General features: G+C 51.3%; 1 protein-coding gene. It reads left to right on the forward strand.

The genetic code is table 11. The features are described from left to right. Nucleotides 1-1,364: 1,364 nt before the first annotated feature. Nucleotides 1,365-17,348, forward strand: coding sequence for a DUF7601 domain-containing protein (locus JYE49_RS01610; protein ID WP_304583296.1), 15,984 nt, complete (start codon nt 1,365-1,367; stop codon nt 17,346-17,348). The last annotated feature ends 52 nt before the right edge of the window (nt 17,349-17,400 follow it).

Raw genomic sequence — 17,400 nt, forward strand, 5'->3', positions numbered from 1 at the left:
ACTATTATCTTCTGGTAAAGGATAGTAACGGAAATTATAAGTATTATGCTCCCGTTAGCGACTCTGGACTGGGAGATTTCACTAAAACCAAAGGAACACCACAGGCTAACTATCTTGTTGATGCTGCGTCTTTTGAATTTGTTAAGGCGGAAGGAACGGTAACTGGCATTGATGATCTGAAAGAACTGGATAAGATTGTTGATGGCGGCACAATAGGCGAATACTATACTGTGGATTTACCCACAGAAGCAGTAAACGGTGTGTATGCAATAACTGCTGAAAAACAAGAGAACAAGTACTACATGCAGTATAATAATGCTGCAGGAGGTATTACGTTAGCAGAGGGTAGTTATTATTATTTGCTGGCAACAATGGATGGAACTCCTGTGTTTTATACTGCATTACCGACAACTTCAGGAACAGATCCGATTCAGTTTACTGATGGAACGAATACCATAGAGACTCTTCCAAACGTTTCTCTTTCTTTGAAACAGATTGCATCAGCGGCATCTTCTCTGAGTGCTTTTAACAATATTGATGATGCGCAGGTTATTACTGACAACGAAGGAAGAAAGTATCACATATCATCTTTTGAAGCCCCTCACAGTCGTTCCAATACTAATGAATATAATATTACGGTTGATGAGATAACAGCAGAAAATGCAGTTGTTATTGATTATTACAATAACGGACAACCGGATACAAGTGCTGCAAATAATATGACAGCAAAGTACTATCTGGAGATAACTGTGGATGGTACGTCCTATTATGCACCTATTACGATTATTGGTTCAGAAGCAGTATTGTCTGAATATAAAAAAGTATCAGATGATTCTTCCTATACAATTCCAGCAAACAAGAATGAAATACAATATAGCAATATATTGAAATACACAGGTGATGGAGAATTAACAGCTTCATATATGAATGAAGTAGTTAATGGCACGAAAAGATACTATTATGACCCGGCCGGATTATTAAGTACAATACAAGTAAACGAAAATACTACAGTTGATGGGTACGATTATTCTTTTGATAAAATAAGAGCAGAAGATAATAATTTCCATATTACAGCTACAAAGCGTCCTGTTTATCTTGTAAAAATACGAACCTATGAACAAGATGAAGAAACAGAGGTAACACCGGATTTCGATAATGGATACTATATTCGTGCCACGATTAATGCAACAGAGGGCGAATATAAAGATAAGCCTGTCGGGTGGACTATGGTGCCTGTGACCTGGAGCGGCGAACCTGTTACTGAAGTTAAAATTCAAGGTTTTGTCGGACTAAACAACAAACCAAAGGCATTTGATCAAAATGCAACAGAAACAGCTTTAAACTTTGATGAATATTATGTTGATTTGGATTCAATTCGTCTTTGTACACTGAAGAATACAGATCAGAAGCCTGAGAACTATAATCAGGCATTGAATCCTGATGATGATCCCAATAGTAAGATTGACGATGCAGCTCCGGATGGATACAAATATTTTGATGATGTGAGTGAGGAGGAAGACGGTAGCGCTGTTATTAAGCTGAAAGAGGAAAATCAGGTAAAGTACCATGTCAGATTAAAGTTTGACACATTGAAGGACAGCGATATCTCCGTAGACGGCGGGCTGTATGTCCGTGTGACTGTTGAGCATAAAAGCGGCGATCCTACTTACGCTTATGTCAAAGTTACAAATGATATGATCAGGACGCCGGATACCGAACATGGATGTACCTATATCGATATTCCTATCGATGGCGAAAGTATCAAGTGGCTGAAAGCGGACGGAACGCCTGCGAGCAGCCAGACATATACAGGATATGAAAAATCCACTACCGTCGAACTGTTCGGCGTACCGGCGTCAGTAACGAATCCGACCCCGGGAAATCCGGGGGACAAACTGTATGTCGATCCGCTGCGTCCGTATTATGTTAACAAGTTTGCGCTGACACACTATCCGGAATCCGGGGAAGAACCGGACAGAATCAAGGAACTGAATAAAGAAGATGGTGTGGACTATTGGTATGACGTAGTCGAACTGACCAAGGATACCAGCAAATTCCCGTCTTATACACTGGAATATATCCTTAACTCCTATAATGTCGTTGCACTGTGTGATAATACAGAAGGAACGGATGGAAATCCCGGACAGGGTGATGTGAATCTGCGGGTTCACCAGATGGGCGGTGTATTGGTACGCGGTGATCTGCTTCTTGGAGTGGGCGGCTCAGAAGGAAATATTCCTAGTGGTATTGCTGACAGCAGACTGGCAGACAAGCCGTCTGTTGTCGGCGGACAGATCATAGGCCTGACCACGAACGGACCGTTTGTCAGTGCCCGCGGAGACAATTACGACATCGTACCTTTCTATCTTGGAAGCGCAGGTAATACAGTCATTGGCCGTATCATTAACGGATCGTTTAAGGGAGCAGATGGACAGCTAAATAACGGAAACCTTTCGGATCCAGGTGACCCGCCGAAAGCCACGGAGGGTGTCTATCCCAATCCTACCGAACAGTTCCGTTTCGGGCTGAATAAAGCCGGTTCGACACTGACCAGCAGTGACTACATCCAGTGGGAGAGCCTACAGAACAATATTCTGAAGGCATCTGACGCACTTGCAACGGATGCGGAGTATAATGCCGCACAATACGCAATGCAGCATCCGGATGCGACAACGAATCCATACCTTCTCACCAGGGAGGACGCGACGCCCAAAGAAGGTAAGCTCGAATTCGAGGTCACCGTCGGGGACAACGTGATTATTTCCGGTATCGGACCGGATGAGGTCATCGTCGTCCGTGTGAAAGGGACTGACGAGTGCCCGGATCCGGCATCTCCAACGGCGCCAGGTACCGTAATCAATTTCCTTGAAGACCAGAATTTCAGGATTCCTGAAATCAGGATCAATAACGGGCAGAGTGTTCCGACAACGACTGAGAACGGCGAAGGCATCTCGATAGTCTTTAACTATCCAAACTGCGGATCTGATAAGGTCATCAGAGATTGCGGCACAACGCAGTTCGGACATGCGGTCGCACCGAAGGCTGAGATCGACATCGTCAGCAGCAACTACAGCGGTTGTATGGTCTGTAACAACGCAAAAATCTATAACGAAGGCCATATGTATCCCTACCGCGGAGATACGCTTGTCGGCTTCCACGCAGATCTCAAGGCGACAAAGCTGGTCGATGGCCACGAACCGTCCAACAAACAGATCTATGATTTCAAGATTTTCAGTCTGCGCAGTGTGCTGACGCAAACACAATATAACAACGCAGATTACTGGGAGGCTCTTCCTACTGTAAATAATGAAGGAAGCGAAGTAACGTTTAAGGACGTCAGCTTCTATGCCGCGGGAAAATACTACTTCATGGTCTATGAAGACACCTCTGACTTGAGTGACAAAGACATACCAGATACGCGGGTTTACTTGATTGAATGCGAAGCGGAAAAAGACGGTAAACTTTTGAAGATGATCGAAGACTCCATAAAGTATTATGAAGTTCTTACAGATGATATCAGCGAACTGGTCACCGTCACAGAGAATCCGGCAGGAAACGGAAAACACTTCACTTCCATCGATCTTACCGACACTGATAAGGTCGCGCCGATCGGTTCACTTTCCTGGACGTCGACTGAAGACCAGAACGGAGAGATTGAAACTGGTATTGAGTTCCTCAACCAGAAACTGAAGAGCGGACTGAATATCAGGAAGGAAGTAACCGGCAATCCTACCACGGATCCCGAATTTACATTCATTGTATACCTGTGGGAGGAAATAGAGGAAGACGGAACTGTCACCTATTCCTACATTGACCCGGATGAAAACAATATCGTAATTAAGAAGTACAGCAACGGGACAGAGACTACCCTCGATACAGATTTCTCCGCCCAGGGAACCTACAGTGATGGTAACGGCGAACATATCGCGAACATTGCCACATTAACGCTGAAGAGGAACGAATCCCTGAACATCAACGGAATCATCGTGGACACGCACTATGCTGTACTTGAAAAAGTAAATGGCAGCAATACTCCTCTTAATGGTAATAATGAAGTAATTGAAAACTACACTCTGATTTCCGTGGGAGACAATACCAATACTCCCGAGGATGGCGTTCAGGGTGTTATCTCGAACGATGCGAATGCATCTGTTATCATTCAGTTTACCAATGAATATACGGAAGAGAAGGGCAGCCTGACAGTCAAGAAGCAGATCACTGGCATTAGCGGCCAGGATAGCAAGGCTTACCCGATCACAATCAAGGCAACAGTTGACGGAGCCACGAAGTTTGTAAACGCCGACGGCGAGTTTGTGGACACCGATCCCGGACTGACGGTGAGCGTGAGCACGCCTGTGGTAATTGACGACCTGCCGCTGGACATTGAGTACACAGTGGCGGAAGTTCTGGACGATGACGAGAACATCATCGGAAACTTCACGCTGAGCGAAGACAGTGAAACCAGTGGATCTGCAACGCTGACGAGAGGCGAAACAACCCAGAGCAAGACGGTGACGCTGATCAACGACTATGTCGAAGAGAAGGGCAGCCTGACAGTCAAGAAGCAGATCACTGGCATTAGCGGCCAGGATAGCAAGGCTTACCCGATCACAATCAAGGCAACAGTTGACGGAGCCACGAAGTTTGTAAACGCCGACGGCGAGTTTGTGGACACCGATCCCGGACTGACGGTGAGCGTGAGCACGCCTGTGGTAATTGACGACCTGCCGCTGGACATTGAGTACACAGTGGCGGAAGTTCTGGACGATGACGAGAACATCATCGGAAACTTCACGCTGAGCGAAGACAGTGAAACCAGTGGATCTGCAACGCTGACGAGAGGCGAAACAACCCAGAGCAAGACGGTGACGCTGATCAACGACTATGTCGAAGAGAAGGGCAGCCTGACAGTCAAGAAGCAGATCACTGGCATTAGCGGCCAGGATAGCAAGGCTTACCCGATCACAATCAAGGCAACAGTTGACGGAGCCACGAAGTTTGTAAACGCCGACGGCGAGTTTGTGGACACCGATCCCGGACTGACGGTGAGCGTGAGCACGCCTGTGGTAATTGACGACCTGCCGCTGGACATTGAGTACACAGTGGCGGAAGTTCTGGACGATGACGAGAACATCATCGGAAACTTCACGCTGAGCGAAGACAGTGAAACCAGTGGATCTGCGACGCTGACGAGAGGCGAAACAACCCAGAGCAAGACGGTGACGCTGATCAACGATTATGTCGAAGAGAAGGGCAGCCTGACAGTCAAGAAGCAGATCACTGGCATTAGCGGCCAGGATAGCAAGGCTTACCCGATCACGATCAAGGCAACAGTTGACGGAGCCACGAAGTTTGTAAACGCCGACGGCGAGTTTGTGGACACCGATCCCGGATTGACAGTGAGCGTGAGCACGCCTGTGGTAATTGACGACCTGCCGCTGGACATTGAGTACACAGTGGCGGAAGTTCTGGACGATGACGAGAACATCATCGGAAACTTCACGCTGAGCGAAGACAGTGAAACCAGTGGATCTGCGACGCTGACGAGAGGCGAAACAACACAAAATAAAACAATCACCTTAATAAACAAGTATATTGGTGAAAAAGGAATACTGACAGTCAAGAAGCAGATCACTGGCATTAGCGGCCAGGATAGCAAGGCTTACCCGATCACAATCAAGGCAACAGTTGACGGAGCCACGAAGTTTGTAAACGCCGACGGCGAGTTTGTGGACACCGATCCCGGATTGACAGTGAGCGTGAGCACGCCTGTGGTAATTGACGACCTGCCGCTGGACATTGAGTACACAGTGGCGGAAGTTCTGGACGATGACGAGAACATCATCGGAAACTTCACGCTGAGCGAAGACAGTGAAACCAGTGGATCTGCGACGCTGACGAGAGGCGAAACAACCCAGAGCAAGACGGTGACGCTGATCAACGACTATGTCGAAGAGAAGGGCAGCCTGACAGTCAAGAAGCAGATCACTGGCATTACCGGCCAGGATAGCAAGGCTTACCCGATCACGATCAAGGCAACAGTTGACGGAGCCACGAAGTTTATAAACGCCGACGGCGAGTTTGTGGACACCGATCCCGGACTGACGGTGAGCGTGAGCACGCCTGTGGTAATTGACGACCTGCCGCTGGACATTGAGTACACAGTGGCGGAAGTTCTGGACGATGACGAGAACATCATCGGAAACTTCACGCTGAGCGAAGACAGTGAAACCAGTGGATCTGCGACGCTGACGAGAGGCAAAACAACCCAGAGCAAGACGGTGACGCTGATCAACGATTATGTCGAAGAGAAGGGCAGCCTGACAGTCAAGAAGCAGATCACTGGCATTACCGGCCAGGATAGCAAGGCTTACCCGATCACAATCAAGGCAACAGTTGACGGAGCCACGAAGTTTGTAAACGCCGACGGCGAGTTTGTGGACACCGATCCCGGACTGACGGTGAGCGTGAGCACGCCTGTGGTAATTGACGACCTGCCGCTGGACATTGAGTACACAGTGGCGGAAGTTCTGGACGATGACGAGAACATCATCGGAAACTTCACGCTGAGCGAAGACAGTGAAACCAGTGGATCTGCGACGCTGACGAGAGGCGAAACAACCCAGAGCAAGACGGTGACGCTGATCAACGATTATGTCGAAGAGAAGGGCAGCCTGACAGTCAAGAAGCAGATCACTGGCATTAGCGGCCAGGATAGCAAGGCTTACCCGATCACAATCAAGGCAACAGTTGACGGAGCCACGAAGTTTGTAAACGCCGACGGCGAGTTTGTGGACACCGATCCCGGATTGACGGTGAGCGTGAGCACGCCTGTGGTAATTGACGACCTGCCGCTGGACATTGAGTACACAGTGGCGGAAGTTCTGGACGATGACGAGAACATCATCGGAAACTTCACGCTGAGCGAAGACAGTGAAACCAGTGGATCTGCGACGCTGACGAGAGGCGAAACAACCCAGAGCAAGACGGTGACGCTGATCAACGACTATGTCGAAGAGAAGGGCAGCCTGACAGTCAAGAAGCAGATCACTGGCATTACCGGCCAGGATAGCAAGGCTTACCCGATCACGATCAAGGCAACAGTTGACGGAGCCACGAAGTTTATAAACGCCGACGGCGAGTTTGTGGACACCGATCCCGGACTGACGGTGAGCGTGAGCACGCCTGTGGTAATTGACGACCTGCCGCTGGACATTGAGTACACAGTGGCGGAAGTTCTGGACGATGACGAGAACATCATCGGAAACTTCACGCTGAGCGAAGACAGTGAAACCAGTGGATCTGCGACGCTGACGAGAGGCGAAACAACCCAGAGCAAGACGGTGACGCTGATCAACGATTATGTCGAAGAGAAGGGCAGCCTGACAGTCAAGAAGCAGATCACTGGCATTACCGGCCAGGATAGCAAGGCTTACCCGATCACAATCAAGGCAACAGTTGACGGAGCCACGAAGTTTGTAAACGCCGACGGCGAGTTTGTGGACACCGATCCCGGACTGACGGTGAGCGTGAGCACGCCTGTGGTAATTGACGACCTGCCGCTGGACATTGAGTACACAGTGGCGGAAGTTCTGGACGATGACGAGAACATCATCGGAAACTTCACGCTGAGCGAAGACAGTGAAACCAGTGGATCTGCGACGCTGACGAGAGGCGAAACAACCCAGAGCAAGACGGTGACGCTGATCAACGACTATGTCGAAGAGAAGGGCAGCCTGACAGTCAAGAAGCAGATCACTGGCATTAGCGGCCAGGATAGCAAGGCTTACCCGATCACAATCAAGGCAACAGTTGACGGAGCCACGAAGTTTGTAAACGCCGACGGCGAGTTTGTGGACACCGATCCCGGATTGACGGTGAGCGTGAGCACGCCTGTGGTAATTGACGACCTGCCGCTGGACATTGAGTACACAGTGGCGGAAGTTCTGGACGATGACGAGAACATCATCGGAAACTTCACGCTGAGCGAAGACAGTGAAACCAGTGGATCTGCGACGCTGACGAGAGGCGAAACAACCCAGAGCAAGACGGTGACGCTGATCAACGACTATGTCGAAGAGAAGGGCAGCCTGACAGTCAAGAAGCAGATCACTGGCATTAGCGGCCAGGATAGCAAGGCTTACCCGATCACGATCAAGGCAACAGTTGACGGAGCCACGAAGTTTATAAACGCCGACGGCGAGTTTGTGGACACCGATCCCGGATTGACGGTGAGCGTGAGCACGCCTGTGGTAATTGACGACCTGCCGCTGGACATTGAGTACACAGTGGCGGAAGTTCTGGACGATGACGAGAACATCATCGGAAACTTCACGCTGAGCGAAGACAGTGAAACCAGTGGATCTGCGACGCTGACGAGAGGCGAAACAACCCAGAGCAAGACGGTGACGCTGATCAACGACTATGTCGAAGAGAAGGGCAGCCTGACAGTCAAGAAGCAGATCACTGGCATTAGCGGCCAGGATAGCAAGGCTTACCCGATCACGATCAAGGTAACAGTTGACGGAGCCACGAAGTTTGTAAACGCCGACGGCGAGTTTGTGGACACCGATCCCGGATTGACAGTGAGCGTGAGCACGCCTGTGGTAATTGACGACCTGCCGCTGGACATTGAGTACACAGTGGCGGAAGTTCTGGACGATGACGAGAACATCATCGGAAACTTCACGCTGAGCGAAGACAGTGAAACCAGTGGATCTGCGACGCTGACGAGAGGCGAAACAACACAAAATAAAACAATCACCTTAATAAACAAGTATATTGGTGAAAAAGGAATACTGACAGTCAAGAAGCAGATCACTGGCATTAGCGGCCAGGATAGCAAGGCTTACCCGATCACAATCAAGGCAACAGTTGACGGAACCACGAAGTTTGTAAACGCCGACGGCGAGTTTGTGGACACCGATCCCGGACTGACGGTGAGCGTGAGCACGCCTGTGGTAATTAACGACCTGCCGCTGGATATTGAGTACACAGTGGCGGAAGTTCTGGACGATGACGAGAACATCATCGGAAACTTCACGCTGAGCGAAGACAGTGAAACCAGTGGATCTGCGACGCTGACGAGAGGCGAAACAACCCAGAGCAAGACGGTGACGCTGATCAACGATTATGTCGAAGAGAAGGGCAGCCTGACAGTCAAGAAGCAGATCACTGGCATTACCGGCCAGGATAGCAAGGCTTACCCGATCACAATCAAGGCAACAGTTGACGGAGCCACGAAGTTTATAAACGCCGACGGCGAGTTTGTGGACACCGATCCCGGACTGACGGTGAGCGTGAGCACGCCTGTGGTAATTGACGACCTGCCGCTGGACATTGAGTACACAGTGGCGGAAGTTCTGGACGATGACGAGAACATCATCGGAAACTTCACGCTGAGCGAAGACAGTGAAACCAGTGGATCTGCGACGCTGACGAGAGGCGAAACAACCCAGAGCAAGACGGTGACGCTGATCAACGATTATGTCGAAGAGAAGGGCAGCCTGACAGTCAAGAAGCAGATCACTGGCATTAGCGGCCAGGATAGCAAGGCTTACCCGATCACAATCAAGGCAACAGTTGACGGAGCCACGAAGTTTGTAAACGCCGACGGCGAGTTTGTGGACACCGATCCCGGATTGACGGTGAGCGTGAGCACGCCTGTGGTAATTGACGACCTGCCGCTGGACATTGAGTACACAGTGGCGGAAGTTCTGGACGATGACGAGAACATCATCGGAAACTTCACGCTGAGCGAAGACAGTGAAACCAGTGGATCTGCGACGCTGACGAGAGGCGAAACAACCCAGAGCAAGACGGTGACGCTGATCAACGACTATGTCGAAGAGAAGGGCAGCCTGACAGTCAAGAAGCAGATCACTGGCATTAGCGGCCAGGATAGCAAGGCTTACCCGATCACGATCAAGGTAACAGTTGACGGAGCCACGAAGTTTGTAAACGCCGACGGCGAGTTTGTGGACACCGATCCCGGATTGACAGTGAGCGTGAGCACGCCTGTGGTAATTGACGACCTGCCGCTGGACATTGAGTACACAGTGGCGGAAGTTCTGGACGATGACGAGAACATCATCGGAAACTTCACGCTGAGCGAAGACAGTGAAACCAGTGGATCTGCGACGCTGACGAGAGGCGAAACAACACAAAATAAAACAATCACCTTAATAAACAAGTATATTGGTGAAAAAGGAATACTGACAGTCAAGAAGCAGATCACTGGCATTACCGGCCAGGATAGCAAGGCTTACCCGATCACAATCAAGGCAACAGTTGACGGAGCCACGAAGTTTATAAACGCCGACGGCGAGTTTGTGGACACCGATCCCGGACTGACGGTGAGCGTGAGCACGCCTGTGGTAATTGACGACCTGCCGCTGGACATTGAGTACACAGTGGCGGAAGTTCTGGACGATGACGAGAACATCATCGGAAACTTCACGCTGAGCGAAGACAGTGAAACCAGTGGATCTGCGACGCTGACGAGAGGCGAAACAACCCAGAGCAAGACGGTGACGCTGATCAACGATTATGTCGAAGAGAAGGGCAGCCTGACAGTCAAGAAGCAGATCACTGGCATTAGCGGCCAGGATAGCAAGGCTTACCCGATCACAATCAAGGCAACAGTTGACGGAGCCACGAAGTTTGTAAACGCCGACGGCGAGTTTGTGGACACCGATCCCGGACTGACGGTGAGCGTGAGCACGCCTGTGGTAATTGACGACCTGCCGCTGGACATTGAGTACACAGTGGCGGAAGTTCTGGACGATGACGAGAACATCATCGGAAACTTCACGCTGAGCGAAGACAGTGAAACCAGTGGATCTGCAACGCTGACGAGAGGCGAAACAACCCAGAGCAAGACGGTGACGCTGATCAACGACTATGTCGAAGAGAAGGGCAGCCTGACAGTCAAGAAGCAGATCACTGGCATTAGCGGCCAGGATAGCAAGGCTTACCCGATCACAATCAAGGCAACAGTTGACGGAGCCACGAAGTTTGTAAACGCCGACGGCGAGTTTGTGGACACCGATCCCGGACTGACGGTGAGCGTGAGCACGCCTGTGGTAATTGACGACCTGCCGCTGGACATTGAGTACACAGTGGCGGAAGTTCTGGACGATGACGAGAACATCATCGGAAACTTCACGCTGAGCGAAGACAGTGAAACCAGTGGATCTGCGACGCTGACGAGAGGCGAAACAACCCAGAGCAAGACGGTGACGCTGATCAACGATTATGTCGAAGAGAAGGGCAGCCTGACAGTCAAGAAGCAGATCACTGGCATTAGCGGCCAGGATAGCAAGGCTTACCCGATCACGATCAAGGCAACAGTTGACGGAGCCACGAAGTTTGTAAACGCCGACGGCGAGTTTGTGGACACCGATCCCGGATTGACAGTGAGCGTGAGCACGCCTGTGGTAATTGACGACCTGCCGCTGGACATTGAGTACACAGTGGCGGAAGTTCTGGACGATGACGAGAACATCATCGGAAACTTCACGCTGAGCGAAGACAGTGAAACCAGTGGATCTGCGACGCTGACGAGAGGCGAAACAACCCAGAGCAAGACGGTGACGCTGATCAACGATTATGTCGAAGAGAAGGGCAGCCTGACAGTCAAGAAGCAGATCACTGGCATTACCGGCCAGGATAGCAAGGCTTACCCGATCACAATCAAGGCAACAGTTGACGGAGCCACGAAGTTTGTAAACGCCGACGGCGAGTTTGTGGACACCGATCCCGGACTGACGGTGAGCGTGAGCACGCCTGTGGTAATTGACGACCTGCCGCTGGACATTGAGTACACAGTGGCGGAAGTTCTGGACGATGACGAGAACATCATCGGAAACTTCACGCTGAGCGAAGACAGTGAAACCAGTGGATCTGCGACGCTGACGAGAGGCGAAACAACCCAGAGCAAGACGGTGACGCTGATCAACGATTATGTCGAAGAGAAGGGCAGCCTGACAGTCAAGAAGCAGATCACTGGCATTAGCGGCCAGGATAGCAAGGCTTACCCGATCACAATCAAGGCAACAGTTGACGGAGCCACGAAGTTTGTAAACGCCGACGGCGAGTTTGTGGACACCGATCCCGGATTGACGGTGAGCGTGAGCACGCCTGTGGTAATTGACGACCTGCCGCTGGACATTGAGTACACAGTGGCGGAAGTTCTGGACGATGACGAGAACATCATCGGAAACTTCACGCTGAGCGAAGACAGTGAAACCAGTGGATCTGCGACGCTGACGAGAGGCGAAACAACCCAGAGCAAGACGGTGACGCTGATCAACGATTATGTCGAAGAGAAGGGCAGCCTGACAGTCAAGAAGCAGATCACTGGCATTAGCGGCCAGGATAGCAAGGCTTACCCGATCACAATCAAGGCAACAGTTGACGGAGCCACGAAGTTTATAAACGCCGACGGCGAGTTTGTGGACACCGATCCCGGACTGACGGTGAGCGTGAGCACGCCTGTGGTAATTGACGACCTGCCGCTGGACATTGAGTACACAGTGGCGGAAGTTCTGGACGATGACGAGAACATCATCGGAAACTTCACGCTGAGCGAAGACAGTGAAACCAGTGGATCTGCGACGCTGACGAGAGGCGAAACAACCCAGAGCAAGACGGTGACGCTGATCAACGATTATGTCGAAGAGAAGGGCAGCCTGACAGTCAAGAAGCAGATCACTGGCATTAGCGGCCAGGATAGCAAGGCTTACCCGATCACGATCAAGGCAACAGTTGACGGAGCCACGAAGTTTGTAAACGCCGACGGCGAGTTTGTGGACACCGATCCCGGACTGACGGTGAGCGTGAGCACGCCTGTGGTAATTGACGACCTGCCGCTGGACATTGAGTACACAGTGGCGGAAGTTCTGGACGATGACGAGAACATCATCGGAAACTTCACGCTGAGCGAAGACAGTGAAACCAGTGGATCTGCGACGCTGACGAGAGGCGAAACAACCCAGAGCAAGACGGTGACGCTGATCAACGATTATGTCGAAGAGAAGGGCAGCCTGACAGTCAAGAAGCAGATCACTGGCATTACCGGCCAGGATAGCAAGGCTTACCCGATCACAATCAAGGCAACAGTTGACGGAGCCACGAAGTTTGTAAACGCCGACGGCGAGTTTGTGGACACCGATCCCGGACTGACGGTGAGCGTGAGCACGCCTGTGGTAATTGACGACCTGCCGCTGGACATTGAGTACACAGTGGCGGAAGTTCTGGACGATGACGAGAACATCATCGGAAACTTCACGCTGAGCGAAGACAGTGAAACCAGTGGATCTGCGACGCTGACGAGAGGCGAAACAACCCAGAGCAAGACGGTGACGCTGATCAACGATTATGTCGAAGAGAAGGGCAGCCTGACAGTCAAGAAGCAGATCACTGGCATTAGCGGCCAGGATAGCAAGGCTTACCCGATCACAATCAAGGCAACAGTTGACGGAGCCACGAAGTTTGTAAACGCCGACGGCGAGTTTGTGGACACCGATCCCGGATTGACGGTGAGCGTGAGCACGCCTGTGGTAATTGACGACCTGCCGCTGGACATTGAGTACACAGTGGCGGAAGTTCTGGACGATGACGAGAACATCATCGGAAACTTCACGCTGAGCGAAGACAGTGAAACCAGTGGATCTGCGACGCTGACGAGAGGCGAAACAACCCAGAGCAAGACGGTGACGCTGATCAACGATTATGTCGAAGAGAAGGGCAGCCTGACAGTCAAGAAGCAGATCACTGGCATTAGCGGCCAGGATAGCAAGGCTTACCCGATCACAATCAAGGCAACAGTTGACGGAGCCACGAAGTTTATAAACGCCGACGGCGAGTTTGTGGACACCGATCCCGGACTGACGGTGAGCGTGAGCACGCCTGTGGTAATTGACGACCTGCCGCTGGACATTGAGTACACAGTGGCGGAAGTTCTGGACGATGACGAGAACATCATCGGAAACTTCACGCTGAGCGAAGACAGTGAAACCAGTGGATCTGCGACGCTGACGAGAGGCGAAACAACCCAGAGCAAGACGGTGACGCTGATCAACGATTATGTCGAAGAGAAGGGCAGCCTGACAGTCAAGAAGCAGATCACTGGCATTAGCGGCCAGGATAGCAAGGCTTACCCGATCACGATCAAGGCAACAGTTGACGGAGCCACGAAGTTTGTAAACGCCGACGGCGAGTTTGTGGACACCGATCCCGGACTGACGGTGAGCGTGAGCACGCCTGTGGTAATTGACGACCTGCCGCTGGACATTGAGTACACAGTGGCGGAAGTTCTGGACGATGACGAGAACATCATCGGAAACTTCACGCTGAAGGCTGACGGAGAGAACGGCAGCACGACGAGCGGGAAGGCGACACTGACCAGAGGCACAGAGACCCAGAGCAAGACGGTCACCCTGATCAACGCCTACGAAATGAGAGTCGGCTCTGTCAAGGTTACCAAGATCTTTGACGGCATTACCGAACTGCCGGCGGGCTTCAAGATCACCAACGACTATAACAAGGAAGAATTCACTGCCCTGAACGCAAAAATCGGCGATGGTATTAACACACCCTTCAAATGGGAGATCAAAAACGTGCCGGTTAACACGGTGATTACCTTCACCGAGAGCAGTGCAGATGTTGAAGGATTCAACCTGACAGCAAGCGCAACAAGCATAACCTGCGATGCTGTTATTGCTGACAAAACCGTAACAGCTGAATTCACGAACACATACGAACGGAAGACCGGTACAGCTGCACCTGAAATCACCAAGAAGATGGAAGGTGACGATGCCAAGGAAGCGCCTGACGGTGTATATGTGTTCAAGCTTACGCCTGTGGACAATGCTCCGATGCCTGAGAAGGACGAAGCATCTGTCAGCCTGAAGAAGGGCGAGATTGAAGGTACTGCTGCATTCGGCGAGATCACATATGATACGGTCGGAACTTATACCTATGAGATTACAGAAGTACCCGGCAATACGCCCGGTATGAAGTACGCGGACGGTAAGGTGACAGTGACCGTGACGGTGACCGAGGATGCAACAGAGCTGACCACAGCGGTTGCGTACAAGGACGGCATCAAGAGCCTGACGAACACCTACAAGAAGCCTGACAAGCCTTCCTTCGAAAAGAAGATTCAGGATACCAATGATACGACCGGAGAGACCTCCGGATGGCAGGACAGCGCCGACTATGACATCGGTGACAGTGTGCCGTACAAACTGACAGCGGTGCTGGCAAACAATGTGACGGATTACCTGCAGTATCATGTGACCTTCCATGACAAGATGGAAAAGGGACTGACCTTCGAGAAGATCCAGAAGGTGGAAGTGAACGGTGAAGCCCTGCCGGAGAACGGATACACGCTGAAGAAGATCAGCGACCAGGAATTCGATCTGACGGTGACCTTCAACGACGGCAAGAGCAAGATCACGAATACGGCACTGAATAACGGAACCGTGGAGGTTTACTTCACTGCGATCCTGAACGGGAACGCGGTAATTGGCGGACACGGTAACGTGAATACGGGCAAGCTGGAATACAGCTGCAACCCGAGCGTGGATGAGAACGGCAAGCCCAGTGATGAAACCGAAGAGACCGAAGAAGACAGCGTCATCTGCTTCACATACAAGGTAGACGTGAATAAGGTGGATCCGGACGGAAAGGCCCTGGCAGGCGCTGCGTTCAAGCTGGAGAAGAAACTGAAGGACGGCATGCTGAAACTGATCGAGTGTGTGACCGCTTCTGAAGGAACAGCATTCAGCTTTGCCGGTCTGGACGACGGTGATTACATCCTGACGGAGACCAAGGTACCTGAAGGATATAAGGGTATTGATCCCGTTACCTTCACGGTGACTGCAGAGCATGAGGTCAACTGGACAGATGCCGATAAGCGTGACGACGTACTGACGAAGCTGACCGGCGACGTACCTTCCGGTGAACTTGTATTTACAGTGGACAGCGGAACAGGCAGCCTGACAGCAGACGTCGAAAATGGAATGAACGCATGGGCTTCCGCAACCGTGAAGAAGATCTGGAAGGACGAAAACAACAGCGATGGAATACGGCCGACCGGACTGGCAATTGAGCTTCTGGCAGACGGGGAGCCGACCGGACTCTTTGCAAACCTGAATGCAGAGAACAACTGGATAGACCGGATTGACAACCTGCCGAAGTGCAAGGACGGTAGAGACATCGTATACAGCTGGAAGGAACCGAATGTGGTTGGATATACCCTGACGGGTACAACTACCAGCGGATCGCTGACTACCTTGACCAACACACATGAAGCGGAAAAGACCACGGTTGAAGTGAAAAAGGTCTGGGTGGACAACGGCGAACATCCTGCGGATGTTGAGGTTCAGCTCTATGCGGACGGCAAGGCTTTGGGAGACACAGTGAAACTGAATGCCGATAACGGCTGGAAGTACAGCTGGAGCAACCTGTGCCGGAACGTACGTGATGACGGAGTGGTCCGTGAGATCAAGTACACAGTGGCCGAAACAAAGATTCCGGAAGGCTATGTGGCAAAGATCACGGGTAATGCTTCCACCGGATTTGTGATCACCAACACCAAGGAAACGGGTAAGCTGGTGATTGAGAAGGAGTTTGATATCCGGATTCCTGAAGAAGAACCGGAAGAGGAAGAAATGACCACTGACATTGAGGTCGTGAAGATCTGGGATGACAACGACAACAAGGACGGAAACCGGCCGAAGAGCATCACGGTTCATCTGTATGCGGGCGGCGAGGAAGTCCGGAGCGCAAAGCTGACCGCGGCGAACGGATGGAAACATAAGTTCGGCGAGCTGCCCAAGTTTGTGAACGGTCATCCGATTACTTACACCGTGAAGGAAGATCCGGTTCGCTGGTATGTGGCTGAAATCCACGGATACACCATCCGGAACAAGTATCAGCCGGAAATGACCAGCGTCTCCGTCAGGAAGGTCTGGGACGATAATAATAACGAGCATATGTACAGACCCACAAGCGTCCATATGACTCTGAGTAACGGCATGAGTGTAGTCCTGAACGAACAGAACGGCTGGATGGCTTCGATTACGGGCTTGCCCACCATGGTGAACGGACAACCGGCGGTATACACCTGGACAGAGCAGGAAGTGATCGGGTATGAACTGGAAAGCGTGGTTACAGAGGGATCGGTGACAACATTCACCAATAAACCCTGGAACCGTCCGGATAAGCCGACAGAGGGCAAGACACCACGGCTGCCGGGCGAGGACATCATCATTGAAGAGTATGAGACGCCCCTTGGAGTGGATGTGATTATCAATCACGTGGGTGACTGCTTCGATTGATGAACAGATTCTGGTTTGAGACAGGGGACCGGCCGGAAACGGCCGGTCCTTT

The sequence above is a fragment of the Aristaeella hokkaidonensis genome, from assembly GCF_018128945.1.
In the GTDB taxonomy this organism is placed as follows: Bacteria; Bacillota; Clostridia; order Christensenellales; family Aristaeellaceae; genus Aristaeella; species Aristaeella hokkaidonensis.